We start from the raw sequence: 13,885 nt of genomic DNA, 5'->3' as shown, positions 1-13,885 counted from the left end.
AATATCAAATTATCTTTAATCGCTGACATATAATTTCTTCTTTTCCACAAAAGTATTAATGAGTACATTTTCCCCAATTATAATAAAAACAGAAATTGCAATAAATACAGCAATGTAATCCGAAGAATAAATACAGTTTGCAAATTCCCCAAAGGTCACCCCCAGTAAGACTTCATAGAAAATAAGTTTAAAATATTTTGAATACTTATCCTTAAAATTATCCTTCCAGATAGCATTTTTGTACATAAGTAAGGATAATATAATTAATGAAAAGAAAGCCAGGGCATAGCAAAAATATACCGGAACATTAAAAATAAATAGCTCATTATTAATATAATAATTTAAGGGGAATATTTCTAAGTCGTATTTTCTTGCCACATCTTCTATTGTATTTATAATATTCTTATATTCTAAAGTACTGCTAAAGGAAATATCACTTTCAATACGGTCTGTTAGTATTATTTTTTTCTCTAAATCTGAAAAGAAAGTATTATTTATAACATCTTCAAATAAGGGCATTACAATATATTCTGTTAAATCGTATTTATTATCATTATACTCTAAAACAGAATCCTTTTGATTATACAGTTTGTAGATAGAGGAAGTGTCTAGGTCATAGTAATCTGAAATATATAAATAGTTATTATCTTTTGAAAAATAATTTTCATAGGAAACTAAAAACCCTATAACACAAGAAGATAATAATAAAAAAAACGAAAAAAATAAAATGTATATCTCTCTTTTAGAAAAAGAAAAAAATTTAAATTTGTCAAGAATCAGATAAGTTAAAATACCTAGGAGTGCTCCCAAAGTATTCATTATCAAATCATCTATTTCCATCAATCTGCCATTAAAGCCTTGAGATATCTCTATTGTAAAAGAAAATAAAAAAGAAATAATAAGGGAAAACATCAAGTTTTTTCTTATAATAAATCTGCCCTTCCAAAAAGGAAAGGCAAAAATAACATCATTCTTTTTTCTGAAAACAATACATAAAAGGCATCCCAAAGGTAAAAACAACAAAAGATTTAACAAAAGCATGCCGGGATGGGCTGACTTAAAAGGAATAGTCAGATTTTCAAGGGATGAAAGAAATTGACTGTAACTGTAGGTTTTTTGTCCATAAAAGCCTACAATATCCAAAATACCATTCACATAAGTACAAAATACAATTAGCAATAAGCATTCTTTTTTAAATACTGTTTTATAATTAATAAGAGATAGCAGGATAGCAACAATTAAACCTACCGGAAAAGCACGAAACATATATGAAAATCCCTGGGATATATAACTAAAAATCATAATAAACCTTTCCTTCGTAGTTATTACATTCTAATAAAGTTTTTTTACACAGACTACACTAACTCCAGAGGCAGTTATAGTTTTTTTGGCAAGGGAAGAAGTAGGGGATAAAAAACTTAAAGCAAAAACTACAACAATAATTGATAAAAATTTTTCTTCATAAATAAACTCACCTTAAGAATATTTTAGCTTGACTAGACCACAGTAACATAATAGCAAAATTGAATCAATATACAGATTTGATAAAATAATTATAGAAATAATTCCCGCAAATTATATAAATAATACTATCGATGAGATATTTTATACAAATAGTTTTTTACATTAAAAAAATCTTCAAAAATAGTAAAAGTAAAAAGAAAGGCAATAAGCAGATTTTTACATTTCCTATTCCCTTACTATTGATAAATTTAGGGTTTTACCAGGTAATAATACTTGTATAGCTTTTATATAAGTGATAAAATAAGACGAACTATGTCTTTATTTATACATATTAGAATATAAAATAAACACAGGAAGATAAATTGTTCGTGTGTTCATTAGAAAACAGAGTAGCGGATTTATGAAAATTTGCTTTACTCTAATTTATTTAATAGGAGAAAATTAATGGGAATAATTGAGAAGATTTTTGGAACCCATAGCGAAAGAGAACTTAAAAGAATCGAAAAGACTGTTGAAAAGATTGAAAGTTTCAAAGATGAAATGGGAAAACTTTCCGATGAGGAATTAAAAGAAAAAACCTCAGAATTTAAAGATAGACTTTCTAAAGGAGAAACTTTAGATGATATTTTGCCTGAGGCATTTGCTGTTGTAAGAGAAGCCGGAAAAAGAGTTCTAGGGATGGAGCACTTTAGAGTACAGCTTATAGGTGGAATTATTCTTCATCAGGGACGTATTGCTGAGATGAAAACCGGTGAAGGTAAAACCCTTGTTTCCACATTGCCGGCTTACCTAAATGCCCTTGAAGGAAAGGGAGTACACATAGTAACGGTTAATGATTACCTTGCAAAGCGTGATGCTGAATGGATGGGAAAACTTCACGAGTTTTTAGGTCTTAAAGTGGGCGTTGTTTTAAATGAAATGGAGCATGATGATAGACAAAAAGCTTATCAATGCGACATTACCTATGTAACAAACAATGAACTGGGATTTGATTACCTTAGAGATAACATGGTTATTTATAAGGAGCAGTTAGTTCAAAGAGGACTTCACTACGCCATCATTGACGAGGTTGACTCCGTACTTATTGACGAAGCCAGAACACCTCTTATTATTTCAGGACAAAGCGGAAAGTCTACAAGCCTTTACGAAGCCTGTGATGTTTTTGTAAAAACTCTTGAAAAAGGTGAAGCCAGCGGTGAATTTACCAAGATGAATGCCATCATGGGAGAAGAAATAATTGAAACCGGTGATTTCATTGTAAATGAAAAGGATAAAATCGTTAACCTTACAGAGCAAGGTGTTGCAAAAGCAGAAAAATTTTTTAATATTGAAAACTATGCTGACCCTGAAAACCTTGAAATACAGCATAATGTAGAGCTTGCTTTAAGGGCTCATAATCTTATGTTTAAGGATCAGGATTATGTGGTACAGGATGATCAGATTCTTATTGTAGATGAATTTACCGGACGTATTATGCCAGGTAGACGCTATTCAGACGGTCTTCATCAGGCCATTGAAGCAAAAGAGCATGTAAAAATCAAAAGAGAAAGCAAGACTCTTGCTACCATTACTTTCCAGAACTTCTTTAATAAATATGAGAAGAAATCCGGTATGACAGGTACAGCTCTTACAGAGGAAAAAGAATTCAGGGATATTTATGGAATGGATGTTGTAGAGATTCCTACAAACAAGCCTATTGCAAGAATTGACCAGCAGGATTCCGTATACAAGACCAAAAAAGAAAAACTTCATGCGGTTTGCGAGGCAGTTTCAAAGGCTCATGCCAAGGGACAGCCGGTACTTGTAGGTACCATTACCATTGAAGCATCAGAAGAAGTAAGTGCTCTTCTTAAGAAAAAAGGAATTCCTCACAAGGTCTTAAATGCCAAATTTAATGAGCAGGAAGCAGATATTGTTGCTTTAGCAGGTGTTCATGGTGCAGTTACCATTGCCACAAACATGGCAGGTCGTGGTACCGATATTAAGCTTGACGAAGAAGCAAAAGCAGCAGGTGGATTAAAAATAATCGGTACAGAAAGACATGAATCAAGGCGTATCGATAATCAGCTTAGAGGTCGTTCCGGTCGTCAGGGAGACCCGGGAGAATCCAAATTCTATATTTCTCTTGAAGATGATTTAATGAGACTCTTTGGTTCTGAGAGATTAATGGAAATCTTTAACAGACTTGGAGTTCCTGAAAATGAAGAAATCGAGCACAAGATGCTTACCAATGCCATCGAAAAAGCTCAGATGAAAATAGAGGGAAATAACTTTGGAGTAAGAAAGAATCTTCTTGATTATGACCAGGTTATGAATGAGCAAAGAGAGATTATTTACGAAGAAAGACGCCGTGTATTAGACGGAGAAAGTATGCATGATTCTATTCTTAAGATGATTAGGGATATAGTTGAGCACTTTGTGGATATGAGTATTCCTGATGATATTGACCCGGATGAAGAGTTTGATATTACAGAAATCAACACCCTTCTACAGCCGGTTATTCCTGTAAAAACCATTACACAGGAATTTATAAAAGAAAACAAGAAAGCTGATATTAAAGAGGCTCTTATAAAAGAAGCCAATGAGCTTTATGTTAAAAAAGAGGAAGAAATGCCGGAAGAAGAAATGATGAGAGAATTAGAGCGAGTTATTCTTCTTAAGGTAATTGACAGAAAATGGATGCAGCATATTGATGATATGGAACAGCTTCGTCAGGGTATTGGATTACAGGCTTTCGGTCAAAGAGATCCTCTTGTTGAATACAGATTAAACGGTTTTGATATGTTTGATGAAATGAGTGCCGGCATAGAGCAGGATACTGTTAAGCTTCTCTTTAATGTAAGAATTGAGAAAAAACCTGAGGATAATGCCAGAGTTCTCAAAAGAGAAGAGGTTATCAAACCAACCGGAACCAATAAAGATACAACAGCTCAAAAACAGCCGAAAAGAAGGGAAAAAGCTAAGGTTTATCCAAATGATCCTTGTCCATGTGGAAGCGGTAAAAAATATAAAAACTGTTGTGGAAGAAACTAAATAAGTTTACAAAACATATAAATTAATATTAAAATGATAATTGATAGGGGCAAAAATATTATTGCCCCTTTTTCTTTAAATAATTTAGAAAAGAAATATTTAAAGTTTAAATACCGGACTTTTTAAGTCTGGCTAAATATATAACGAAAGAAGGTGCCATTGTGGTTGAATTTGATCAATTTAAAGCCGAATTAAACGGCTTTACAAAACCTTTAATGGAAGTGAGGGATTCACTTTAACTTAGCAGCTAAGGAAGAAAGAATACAGGAACTTGAAATGAAAATGCAGGAACCTGATTTTTGGGACAATCCTCAAAAATCTCAGGAGACTTCAAAAGAGTTAAGCAGCTTAAAAGAGGATGTAGCTGTATATGATTCCCTAAAGCAATTATATGATGATATTGAAACCTATATTGAAATGGGATTAGAGGAGGAGGATGCCTCCCTTATTCCGGAAATAGAAGAAAGCATAAATAAATACAAGGACTTATATGAAAAGATTCGTATAAAGACCCTGCTTTCAGGAGAATACGATGCCAATGATGCCATTGTGACTTTACATGCAGGAGCAGGTGGAACAGAGTCTTGTGACTGGACAAGCATGCTTTACAGGATGTACACCAGATGGGCAGAGAAAAAAGGCTTTTCTTTAGAAGTCCTTGATTATTTAGATGGTGAGGAAGCCGGAATAAAATCCGTTACCTTCCAGATTTCAGGTATAAATGCTTATGGATATTTAAAATCAGAAAAGGGTGTCCACAGACTTGTAAGAATTTCACCTTTTAATGCTGCTGGAAAAAGACAAACCTCGTTTGCCTCCTGTGATGTAATGCCGGATATTAAAGAAGACATTGACATAGAAATAAATGATGATGAAATAAGGGTAGATACCTATCGTTCAAGTGGAGCCGGCGGACAGCATATTAATAAAACCTCATCTGCCATAAGAATTACACATTTACCTACCAATATTGTTGTAACCTGCCAGAATGAGCGTTCACAGCATATGAATAAAGAAAAAGCCATGCAGATGTTAAAGGCGAAACTTTATTTATTAAAACAGGAGGAAAATACCGCAAAAGAAGCGGACATCCGTGGAGAAGTAACGGAAATCGGCTGGGGAAACCAGATAAGATCCTATGTTATGCAACCATATACCATGGTTAAAGACCATAGAACTAATATCTCCGTAAGCAATGTTTCAGCTGTACTTGACGGTGATATTGATACATTCATTAACGAATATCTAAAATGGGTCAATAGCTAAATTGCTATTGCAAAGTCTAAAGAAGTGTGATAATATATCTTTCACGTAAACACAAATGTGTTTCTATTGCGAACATCATGCAGGATTTCTGCATGATGTCCTTTAGAGATACTGACTTATTTAAAAGAGTGGAGAAATATGGAAGATAAATATCAATACTATGTCTTAAAAAAGAAAGCTGTACCGGAAGTGCTTTTAAAGGTAGTCGAAGCAAAAAGACTTTTAGAAGCAGGTAAAGCTGAGTCTGTACAACAAGCCACCGAAATGACAGGAATAAGCAGAAGTTCCTTTTATAAGTATCATGACGATATTTTTCCTTTTCATGATGATGCCAGAGGCAAGACTCTTACATTACTTATGCAAATGGATGATGAAGCAGGAATATTATCTGAGGTTCTTCGTGTAATTGCATTTTATAGTGCAAATATTTTGACTATTCATCAAAGTATTCCTATTAATGGAATTGCATCTTTGACCTTTACGGTAGAAGTGCCGGATCAGGCAGAAGATATTACGAAGATGCTTACTGAAATCGAAGCTTTAAAAGGTATACATTATATAAAAATATTAGGCAGGGAGTAAAAAATATGATTAATATAGCAATATTAGGTTATGGAACCATAGGTTCAGGAGTAGCAGAGGTATTAAATACCAACAAAGACAGCATTGCTGCAAGAGCAGGACAGGAAGTTAATGTTAAGCATGTGCTAGATCTCAGGGAGTTTTTAGGCGACCCGATTCAGGATAAAATAGTACATGATATAAATGTGATTTTAGATGATCCTGAAATAGATGTTGTAGTAGAGACAATGGGAGGAACCACTCCTGCCTATGAATATGTTAAAAGCGCACTTTTAAAGGGTAAAAGCGTTGCCACTTCCAATAAAAATCTGGTGGCTGCTCATGGTGCAGAGCTTATTGAAATCGCAAAGAAAAACAATATTAATTTCCTTTTCGAAGCCAGCGTAGGTGGTGGAATACCTATTATAAGGCCTCTTAATTCATCTCTTACAGCAGATGAAATAGAAGAAATTACAGGTATTCTTAACGGAACAACTAATTACATTCTTTCAAAAATGACAAAAGACGGCTCGGAATTTGAGGATGTATTAAAAGAAGCACAGGAAAAGGGCTATGCGGAAAGAGATCCAAAGGCAGATGTGGAAGGTCTGGATGCCGGAAGAAAAATTGCTATTCTTACATCTTTGGTATGCGGACAGCAGGTTGATTTTGAAGAAATTTATATAGAAGGAATTACTAAAATTACGGCAAAAGATATTAAATATGCAAAAGCCTTAAGCAGAGCCATAAAACTTTTTGCCACCAGCAAAAAACATGGAGACAGTTTTTATGTAATGGTTGCTCCGGTTATGATTTCTCCGGAACATCCTTTATATAGTGTTAATGATGTATTTAATGGAATATTTGTACATGGAAATGTATTGGGAGATGCCATGTTTTATGGTAGCGGAGCAGGAAAACTTCCTACTGCCAGCGCTGTAGTTGCAGATGTTGTAGATATAATAAAACATCTTCATAAAAATATATTTATTGATTGGAGTAGCACAAAGAAAGAACTTATTGATATTTCCAATACTTCAAAAAGATTCTTCTTTAGAGTGCATAAAGATACTTCCAGAGATGAAATTTTAAAAGTTTTTGAAGGGGCTCAGATTATTGATCTGGAGGGACTTTCAGATGAATATGGCGTAATTACACAGAGCATGACAGAAAAAGAATATAATGAGAAAACATCAAACTTTGATGTAATCAACATGATTAGGGTAGAGGATTAGTTTTAAATAAATAGTAGTATGGAGGAAAGAAATGCTAATTGTAAAGAAATTTGGTGGTACTTCGGTAGCTAACAAAGAAAGAATTTTCAATGTTGCAAAAAGATGTATCGAAGACTACAAAGAGGGTCATGATGTAATTGTTGTATTATCTGCCATGGGTGACAGCACGGATGAGCTTATTGAAAAGGCTAAGGACATTAATCCGAATCCTTCCAAAAGAGAGCTGGATATGCTTTTGACAACAGGTGAGCAGATATCGGTTTCCTTAATGGCAATGGCCATGGGAGCCCTTGGGGTACCTGCAATTTCTCTTAATGCAGCTCAGGTAGCCATGCATACAACATCCTCTTATGGAAACGCCAGACTTAAAAGGATTGATTCTGAGAGAATTAGAAATGAATTAGATGCCAGAAAGATTGTAATTGTTACAGGATTTCAGGGCGTAAACAAATTTGAAGATCTTACCACCTTGGGACGCGGGGGTTCTGATACAACAGCAGTTGCTTTGGCAGCAGCATTGCATGCAGATAAATGTGAGATTTTCACAGATGTGGAAGGGGTATATACAGCAGACCCTAGAAAAATTGAAAAAGCCAAAAAATTAAATGAGATTACTTATGATGAAATGCTGGAACTTGCAACTTTAGGAGCGCAGGTTTTGCATAATCGTTCTGTGGAAATGGCAAAAAAATATGGTGTAACATTAGTTGTAAGATCAAGTCTTAATTCTAACGAAGGTACAATTGTTAAGGAGGAAGTTGACGTGGAAAGCATGTTAATCAGTGGAGTAGCAGCAGATAAAAATACAGCAAGAATTTCGGTTATCGGAGTATCCAATGAACCGGGTATCGCTTTTAAGATATTTAATTCCCTTGCAAAACATAATATAAATGTAGATATAATACTTCAATCAGTAGGTCGTGACGGCACAAAAGATATTTCCTTTACAGTAGAAAAGGAAAATCTTAAAGAAGCAGTTGATGTATTAGAAAGTGGAAAAGCTGTTAAATGTCAAAAAATTGAAACAGACGAAAAAGTAGCTAAGGTATCCATCGTAGGAGCCGGAATGAACAGCAATGCCGGTATCGCAGCAAAAATGTTTGAAGCTTTATATAATGTAGGGGTAAACATCCACATGATTTCAACTTCTGAAATCAGAGTAACAGTACTTATCGATCAGGATAATGTGGATATTGCCACAAAGGCAGTTCATGCTGCATTTTTAGAGGACTAATTTCCTATATAACACTTGCTTTATATGGGAGAGCTATTGTATTATATCTATATAGATGTAAATCAGAAAAGTTCAAATTAATAATTTCTACCATAAAAATACCACTGTATCTGCCTGGCAGGATATAGTGGTATTTTGTATGTATTACTATCTGACATTTTGAACGCAGTGTAAGCAATCCCCCGCTTCAAAAGCGTAAGCTTTAAGCGGGGGTATAAGCTTACTAGTGTCAGAAGGGGTTAAAGCCCCTTCTGACAGGTGGCACAAAGTGCCACTGCGTTCATGAGGAAGTAGCGAAGCGGATTCCGAATGTCCGTTTTACAAAAAGAATAAATATTAAAAAATATAAAAAAAGATTGAATTGTGTTTTTTTGATATAATCAGCAAATAAAAGAAGGAGGGTTTTATATGGAAAAATTAAAAAAACCAATAAGTATTTTTATTTTATGTATTTCTTTATCGTTAATTATAGTTGTACCTACTAGTGCAAAGAGTTTGGCTGATTCTTTTTCTGCAGGCTCGTCTGTTGATGGGGTTGCTACGGATACTATTAAAGGTACAAAGTACAAAAAAACGGCTTGGGCAAAAACAGAAGGTTATAAAAAGAAACATTATGTTAGAGCGTACATTGGAGGAACTAGAAATAGTGCAAAGGATGCATGGGCGGATTCAGGAAGAAAATGGTCTAAAGGAGATGTTAAAGCTAAATGTTCTAAAACTGCATGGGATTATCATTCAGCATGTGGTACAATTGGGTTATTCCCAACAGCATACGGTAAATATGGAAAATAAAAATTGATGTAAAATAAAAAAGAGAGTATCATATTTATCAATAAGAGGTACTCTCTTAATTTATCTTTGTAAAGGGGAAAAAATGAAAAAAATAATTAGTATCCTTTTGGCCGCCTTGGTTTGTATACTGCCTATAATGTGTATTTTGATGGTGCATCATATTACGCTTTGCAATACAATGCAGCAGATGGAAGAAGGAATATTCGGTAAAAATTCATATCTTTTTTTAATGTCTAAAAATATCCGATCTAGTAGAAAAGAATTAATGAATGCTATCAAAAAGCAAAACGTGGCAGCAGCAGTTTACTTAGATGATACTAATGATTCTTCATATACAATTCGTTATATGGCTTATAATAAAAGTTATATTACATTACCTATGGTAAAGGGACGTTTTTTTTATGAAAATGAATTTAAGGAAGGTAATAATCTGGCGGTTGTAGGGAAAAATATAAAAAATATATACGAAAAATCCGGTGAAAGATATATAAAAGTGGATGACCATGAGTATAAAGTCATAGGTATAGTCGGCTATGAAGAGGATACTGCATTTGATAATTATATTATCTTAAATCTGCTTTCAGGTGAAAGAGACGATTTGAGTATTTATACATTGGATGTTTTTCAAGAAGACGAAGATGCTTATCTACTGACACATTGCAAAAAGGCTTTAAAAAATAAGGATTGTGAAATTGAAATATTAAGTGAATCAGAACAGTTTATTGATACATTGAAAATTGATTTTAACACTGTATCTTATTTTTTTGCCTTGTTGTTATCTTATATTTTATGCGTAATAGTAATTTCTTATCAATGGGTAATTATACAAAGAAAAGAAATAGGAATAAAACGTTTATTAGGTGCTTCAAAAAAAGGAACCGTATTTAGCATACTGGGAAGATATTTAATGTATATGGCATTATCATTATGGGTAGGATTAATATATTGTTATTTCTTTTATCCATCGTATATGGTTTCATTTTCAAAAGGGTATTTAATTACTGGTATTGTCTTGCTGCTTTTTATGATTCTTATGATTATACGAATTAAAAACGATTCCATAGAGGAGGCAATAAAATTATGAAAATGATTCATTGGGAGCATATTATTGAAATAGGTTTAAAAAATGCAGTTATGTTTTCCATGCTTCTAATTCTAATTACAATAAACTTTTCTTTAACAGGAAATATTGCCAAAAAGAATGAAGAAAGTCAAAAGGTTGAAAATAATTATAAAAGTACATATGGAGAAACTACATTTTACTGGATGACTGAAGCCTTAAAAGACCAGGAATATTATAATTACATGGAGGGGGACTCTAATGGTAGCAGTTATAAAAAAATGACGGATTTATTAAATGAACTTTGGAATGAGAAATCCTTTCAATTTTATACTTGTAACAATCAGACACTTATCCTTAAGGGGAAAATGAAAGATATTTTTTTAGAGGGATATGAAGATGGTGATTTTTCAGATGCTGTAAAAACTGAAAATGGAAAAGATATAAGTATGGTTAAATCTGTTCAAGTAAGTTCCGGCTTTTTTGATTGTAATAATATACAAATTAACTCAGGAAGAGCCTTTTCCAAAGAGGATTATTTATACACGGAGGGTAAAACTATTCCGGTAATTATGGGAAAAGCCTATAAGGATTATTACAAAATCGGGGATATATTAGATGCGAATTTTATAATGGAGGATATGAAAATGGAAGTTGTAGGCTTTTTAGAAGACAAATCATTTTTCTTGTCCTATTTTGAAAATGATTTTGTATCTTTGGAAAGATATATCCTTATTCCTGCCTGGAATTTTTCAGATAAATCAGAATTTTCAAAAATGGCAACCCTCACACAATTAAATGGAAATATAAAAGCTAATCAAGGCTATGAAGAGCTAAGTGAACAAATAAATAATATTGTAAAAAAATATAATTCAAAATGGCAAATGAACATCGAGGACCCTAACAGCGATTCAGGAACTAATGTAGTTAAAAAGTATCAAAAGATGACAAGCCAGGTATCAAATCAGTTTAATATATTGGTAATTCTTATAATGATATTTATTGTAATTTCCCTGGTAATTAATATATTTAGCATTTTGGAAAAATATAAATACAATTTCAGTGTTGAACTTTTATGTGGAGCAGGCTTTTGGGATATTTACAAGGAAAGCATGGGCTTTACAATAAGCCTGATATTGTTAGGAAATTTAGGAAGTACCCTATATCTTTTTATAAATGATAGCGGTAAAAACAGTATTATATTGGTTGATATTTTATCTATAGTGATTGTGGCAATAATGGCAGTAGCAAGCTATATACACATAAAAAGAATGAACCTGGGAGATATAATTGGAGGAGAAGAATAATGTTTTTAACTTTAGAGGAAATAAATGTAATATATGGAAAAAAAGAAGGAAGGGTTCATGCTTTAAAAGATCTTTGTCTGGGGATAGAAGAAGGAGAATTTGTCACAATCATGGGTAAAAGCGGTTGTGGAAAATCAACATTACTAAACGTTTTGGGGGCAATAAGAAAACCTACAAAGGGTATATACAAATTTAAAGGAAAAGATATTGGAGAAATGAGAGATGCCGGATTAGCAAAATTCAGAAATAAAAATTTGGGATTTGTGTTGCAAAATTTTGCCTTGCTAAATGACAGGAGTGTATATGATAACGTTTCCCTGCCTTTAAAATACATGAAAACCGGAGCAAAAGAACAAAGAAAAAGAGTAGGTGCTATCCTAAAAGAAATGGATTTACTTAATAAAATTAGTAAGTACCCTTCCGAACTTTCCGGTGGGCAAAAACAAAGAGTCGCCCTGGCAAGGGCTTTGGTAACTAAACCCAAATTGCTTCTTGCAGATGAACCCACAGGTTCCTTAGACGAAGAAACAGGTATACAAATAATGGAACTTTTGCGAGAAATAAATGAGGAGGGTACCACCATAGTGATGGTAACCCATGATAAAGAATTTGCAAATTATGGAAATCATCTAATAACCATGAAAGACGGTCGTATCATTAAAGAAGAATGATGCTTATACATAATACTCCTTATATGTTTCGCTTTCCGGAATCTGATTTGTAATGTAGTAGTAATAATAAATGACTGAAGTAAAAAAGTAAGGAGTAACCCATAAAAACGCAAAGCCAAAGGAAATGATACCTAAAAGAAGCCAGCCAAAGAAACTCATTACTAAAAGAAAGAGATTTTTTCTGTGTCCTTTCATAAGGAAAAAGGATTTTTTTACAGCCTCCATTCCCTTAATCTCCTGGTTATCAATCATTAAAAGATAAACAGGCATAAATAAAAGGAAAATAATCAATCTGATTATCATATGTAAAAAAAGGATTATAATATGGGAAAAATCATTATTCATAAAGGAGATTTTATTGGAAAAATAATCCAGTATGTCTAATGGAAGTCCCACTACTATACCTATCAATAAAAGAAAAATTATCGCTTTGATAAATCTGTCAGGCTTATGGGTAAAGGCATAAAGCAGATTGGCAAAGGATGTTTTTTCATGTCGTGTGATTTGCATAAGTATGTATAAAATTCCAATAAAGAAAAGTCTGGAAATTATATTTATCATAAATGTAGCCACATAAAAAATAACAATAGAAGCAACATTATTTACATTGTATACGGTAAAATAAAATGGTGAACTTAGGCAGCATACAAACAAAGCCATAGACAAAACGGAAAATGAAGGAATTAAATAATTTCCCAGTAATTCCTCTCTTGCCATATTTCTAAAATCAGATATTTTTCTTTTCATAATTTTTCCTCATTAATACATCTTAAATTTGAATTTTTTATTTATAACACTGAATCAAAAGAAACTGCGGACATAAGAGCCTGTGTAGAATTAATATTTACATTTTTTTCCAGTTCCTCTATATATTGTTTATAGAAGTTTTGAAAACTTCCGTATTTATTAGAGTAATAAATAATGCTTGATACAATGCTTACAACTATAATCAAATAGCAGATAACACATAAGGCAAATCCGATTTTAGCCCGAAGTGAAAGGGGCTGATTGCGCCTTTTTGATAAAAGGGCAAACATTACTCCCAAGGGAGCAGATACTAAAGCCGGTGTAACAAGGGCTAACGAAAAAAGCGAAAATGCACCAAAAACAACAGATGCATTTGCAAAATTGTGGGAAGCCCTGTCTTTTTTTGATAAAGGTTTAAATTCAGGTTGTTTAAAATTATAATCCATAAAATTCCCTGCTTTCTTAAATCTATAATCGAAATGAAATAATTGTTTGAACGCAGTGTAAGCAATCCC

12 protein-coding genes are annotated in these 13,885 nt (G+C 33.0%); 9 read left to right on the top strand and 3 right to left on the bottom strand.

What is annotated here, in order from left to right; translation table 11 throughout:
• Positions 1 to 15 precede the first annotated feature (15 nt).
• On the bottom strand, positions 16 to 1,302 hold the full coding sequence (locus BM153_RS02605; protein ID WP_092870479.1) for a VanZ family protein: 1,287 nt from the start codon (positions 1,300 to 1,302) through the stop codon (positions 16 to 18).
• 606 nt (positions 1,303 to 1,908) lie between these two features.
• Between BM153_RS02605 and secA the strand changes: the two genes are divergently transcribed.
• The 9 genes from secA to BM153_RS02560 all read left to right on the top strand — a co-directional run bounded on the left by secA (position 1,909) and on the right by BM153_RS02560 (position 12,623).
• Positions 1,909 to 4,497 carry a preprotein translocase subunit SecA gene (gene secA, locus BM153_RS02600; RefSeq protein ID WP_092870477.1) on the top strand — a complete coding sequence of 863 codons (2,589 nt, stop codon included), beginning with the start codon at positions 1,909 to 1,911 and terminating at the stop codon, positions 4,495 to 4,497.
• A 161-nt stretch (positions 4,498 to 4,658) separates the two neighbouring features.
• A protein-coding gene (gene prfB, locus BM153_RS02595) for a peptide chain release factor 2 (RefSeq protein WP_143088257.1) occupies positions 4,659 to 5,763 on the top strand; the annotation gives its coding sequence in 2 pieces (ribosomal slippage) (positions 4,659 to 4,733 and positions 4,735 to 5,763; 1,104 coding nt in all).
• A gap of 138 nt (positions 5,764 to 5,901) precedes the next feature.
• The gene (locus BM153_RS02590; protein ID WP_092870473.1) at positions 5,902 to 6,345 is read left to right on the top strand and encodes an ACT domain-containing protein; all 444 of its coding nucleotides are present in this window, start codon (positions 5,902 to 5,904) and stop codon (positions 6,343 to 6,345) included.
• Between the two features lie 5 nt (positions 6,346 to 6,350).
• On the top strand, positions 6,351 to 7,559 hold the full coding sequence (locus BM153_RS02585; RefSeq protein WP_092870471.1) for a homoserine dehydrogenase: 1,209 nt from the start codon (positions 6,351 to 6,353) through the stop codon (positions 7,557 to 7,559).
• A 31-nt stretch (positions 7,560 to 7,590) separates the two neighbouring features.
• Positions 7,591 to 8,793: an aspartate kinase gene (locus tag BM153_RS02580; protein ID WP_092870469.1), complete on the top strand. Its 1,203-nt coding sequence runs from the start codon at positions 7,591 to 7,593 to the stop codon at positions 8,791 to 8,793.
• Positions 8,794 to 9,201: 408 nt separating this feature from the next.
• Complete coding sequence (locus tag BM153_RS02575) at positions 9,202 to 9,585, top strand: hypothetical protein (RefSeq protein ID WP_092870467.1); 384 nt, start codon at positions 9,202 to 9,204, stop codon at positions 9,583 to 9,585.
• A gap of 82 nt (positions 9,586 to 9,667) precedes the next feature.
• Positions 9,668 to 10,669 carry an ABC transporter permease gene (locus tag BM153_RS02570; protein WP_092870465.1) on the top strand — a complete coding sequence of 334 codons (1,002 nt, stop codon included), beginning with the start codon at positions 9,668 to 9,670 and terminating at the stop codon, positions 10,667 to 10,669.
• A complete protein-coding gene (locus tag BM153_RS02565; protein ID WP_092870463.1) occupies positions 10,666 to 11,952 on the top strand; it encodes an ABC transporter permease in 1,287 nt (428 codons plus the stop codon). Before BM153_RS02570 ends, BM153_RS02565 begins: the two co-directional genes overlap by 4 nt.
• Complete coding sequence (locus BM153_RS02560) at positions 11,952 to 12,623, top strand: ABC transporter ATP-binding protein (protein WP_092870461.1); 672 nt, start codon at positions 11,952 to 11,954, stop codon at positions 12,621 to 12,623. The genes BM153_RS02565 and BM153_RS02560 overlap by 1 nt, the downstream gene beginning before the upstream one ends.
• Positions 12,624 to 12,626: 3 nt before the next feature.
• Here BM153_RS02560 and BM153_RS02555 read toward each other — a convergent pair whose 3' ends face one another.
• Both BM153_RS02555 and BM153_RS02550 read right to left on the bottom strand, forming a co-directional pair.
• Positions 12,627 to 13,370 carry a DUF975 family protein gene (locus tag BM153_RS02555; RefSeq protein ID WP_092870459.1) on the bottom strand — a complete coding sequence of 248 codons (744 nt, stop codon included), beginning with the start codon at positions 13,368 to 13,370 and terminating at the stop codon, positions 12,627 to 12,629.
• Positions 13,371 to 13,411: 41 nt separating this feature from the next.
• Positions 13,412 to 13,816 carry a hypothetical protein gene (locus BM153_RS02550; RefSeq protein WP_092870457.1) on the bottom strand — a complete coding sequence of 135 codons (405 nt, stop codon included), beginning with the start codon at positions 13,814 to 13,816 and terminating at the stop codon, positions 13,412 to 13,414.
• Positions 13,817 to 13,885 lie beyond the last annotated feature (69 nt).

The organism is Acetitomaculum ruminis DSM 5522 (assembly GCF_900112085.1).
Taxonomy (GTDB): domain Bacteria; phylum Bacillota; class Clostridia; order Lachnospirales; family Lachnospiraceae; genus Acetitomaculum; species Acetitomaculum ruminis.
The sequence above is the reverse complement of the archived record's forward strand: the minus strand, read 5'-3'. Positions and strand labels throughout refer to the sequence as shown.

Coding starts and splice junctions, on each gene's coding strand:
- BM153_RS02550 (WP_092870457.1), bottom strand. CDS start 13,816: ATGGATTATAATTTTAAACAACCTGAATTTAAACCTTTATCAAAAAAA.
- BM153_RS02585 (WP_092870471.1), top strand. CDS start 6,351: ATGATTAATATAGCAATATTAGGTTATGGAACCATAGGTTCAGGAGTA.
- BM153_RS02580 (WP_092870469.1), top strand. CDS start 7,591: ATGCTAATTGTAAAGAAATTTGGTGGTACTTCGGTAGCTAACAAAGAA.
- BM153_RS02570 (WP_092870465.1), top strand. CDS start 9,668: ATGAAAAAAATAATTAGTATCCTTTTGGCCGCCTTGGTTTGTATACTG.
- secA (WP_092870477.1), top strand. CDS start 1,909: ATGGGAATAATTGAGAAGATTTTTGGAACCCATAGCGAAAGAGAACTT.
- BM153_RS02565 (WP_092870463.1), top strand. CDS start 10,666: ATGAAAATGATTCATTGGGAGCATATTATTGAAATAGGTTTAAAAAAT.
- BM153_RS02575 (WP_092870467.1), top strand. CDS start 9,202: ATGGAAAAATTAAAAAAACCAATAAGTATTTTTATTTTATGTATTTCT.
- BM153_RS02590 (WP_092870473.1), top strand. CDS start 5,902: ATGGAAGATAAATATCAATACTATGTCTTAAAAAAGAAAGCTGTACCG.
- BM153_RS02560 (WP_092870461.1), top strand. CDS start 11,952: ATGTTTTTAACTTTAGAGGAAATAAATGTAATATATGGAAAAAAAGAA.
- BM153_RS02555 (WP_092870459.1), bottom strand. CDS start 13,370: ATGAAAAGAAAAATATCTGATTTTAGAAATATGGCAAGAGAGGAATTA.
- BM153_RS02605 (WP_092870479.1), bottom strand. CDS start 1,302: ATGATTTTTAGTTATATATCCCAGGGATTTTCATATATGTTTCGTGCT.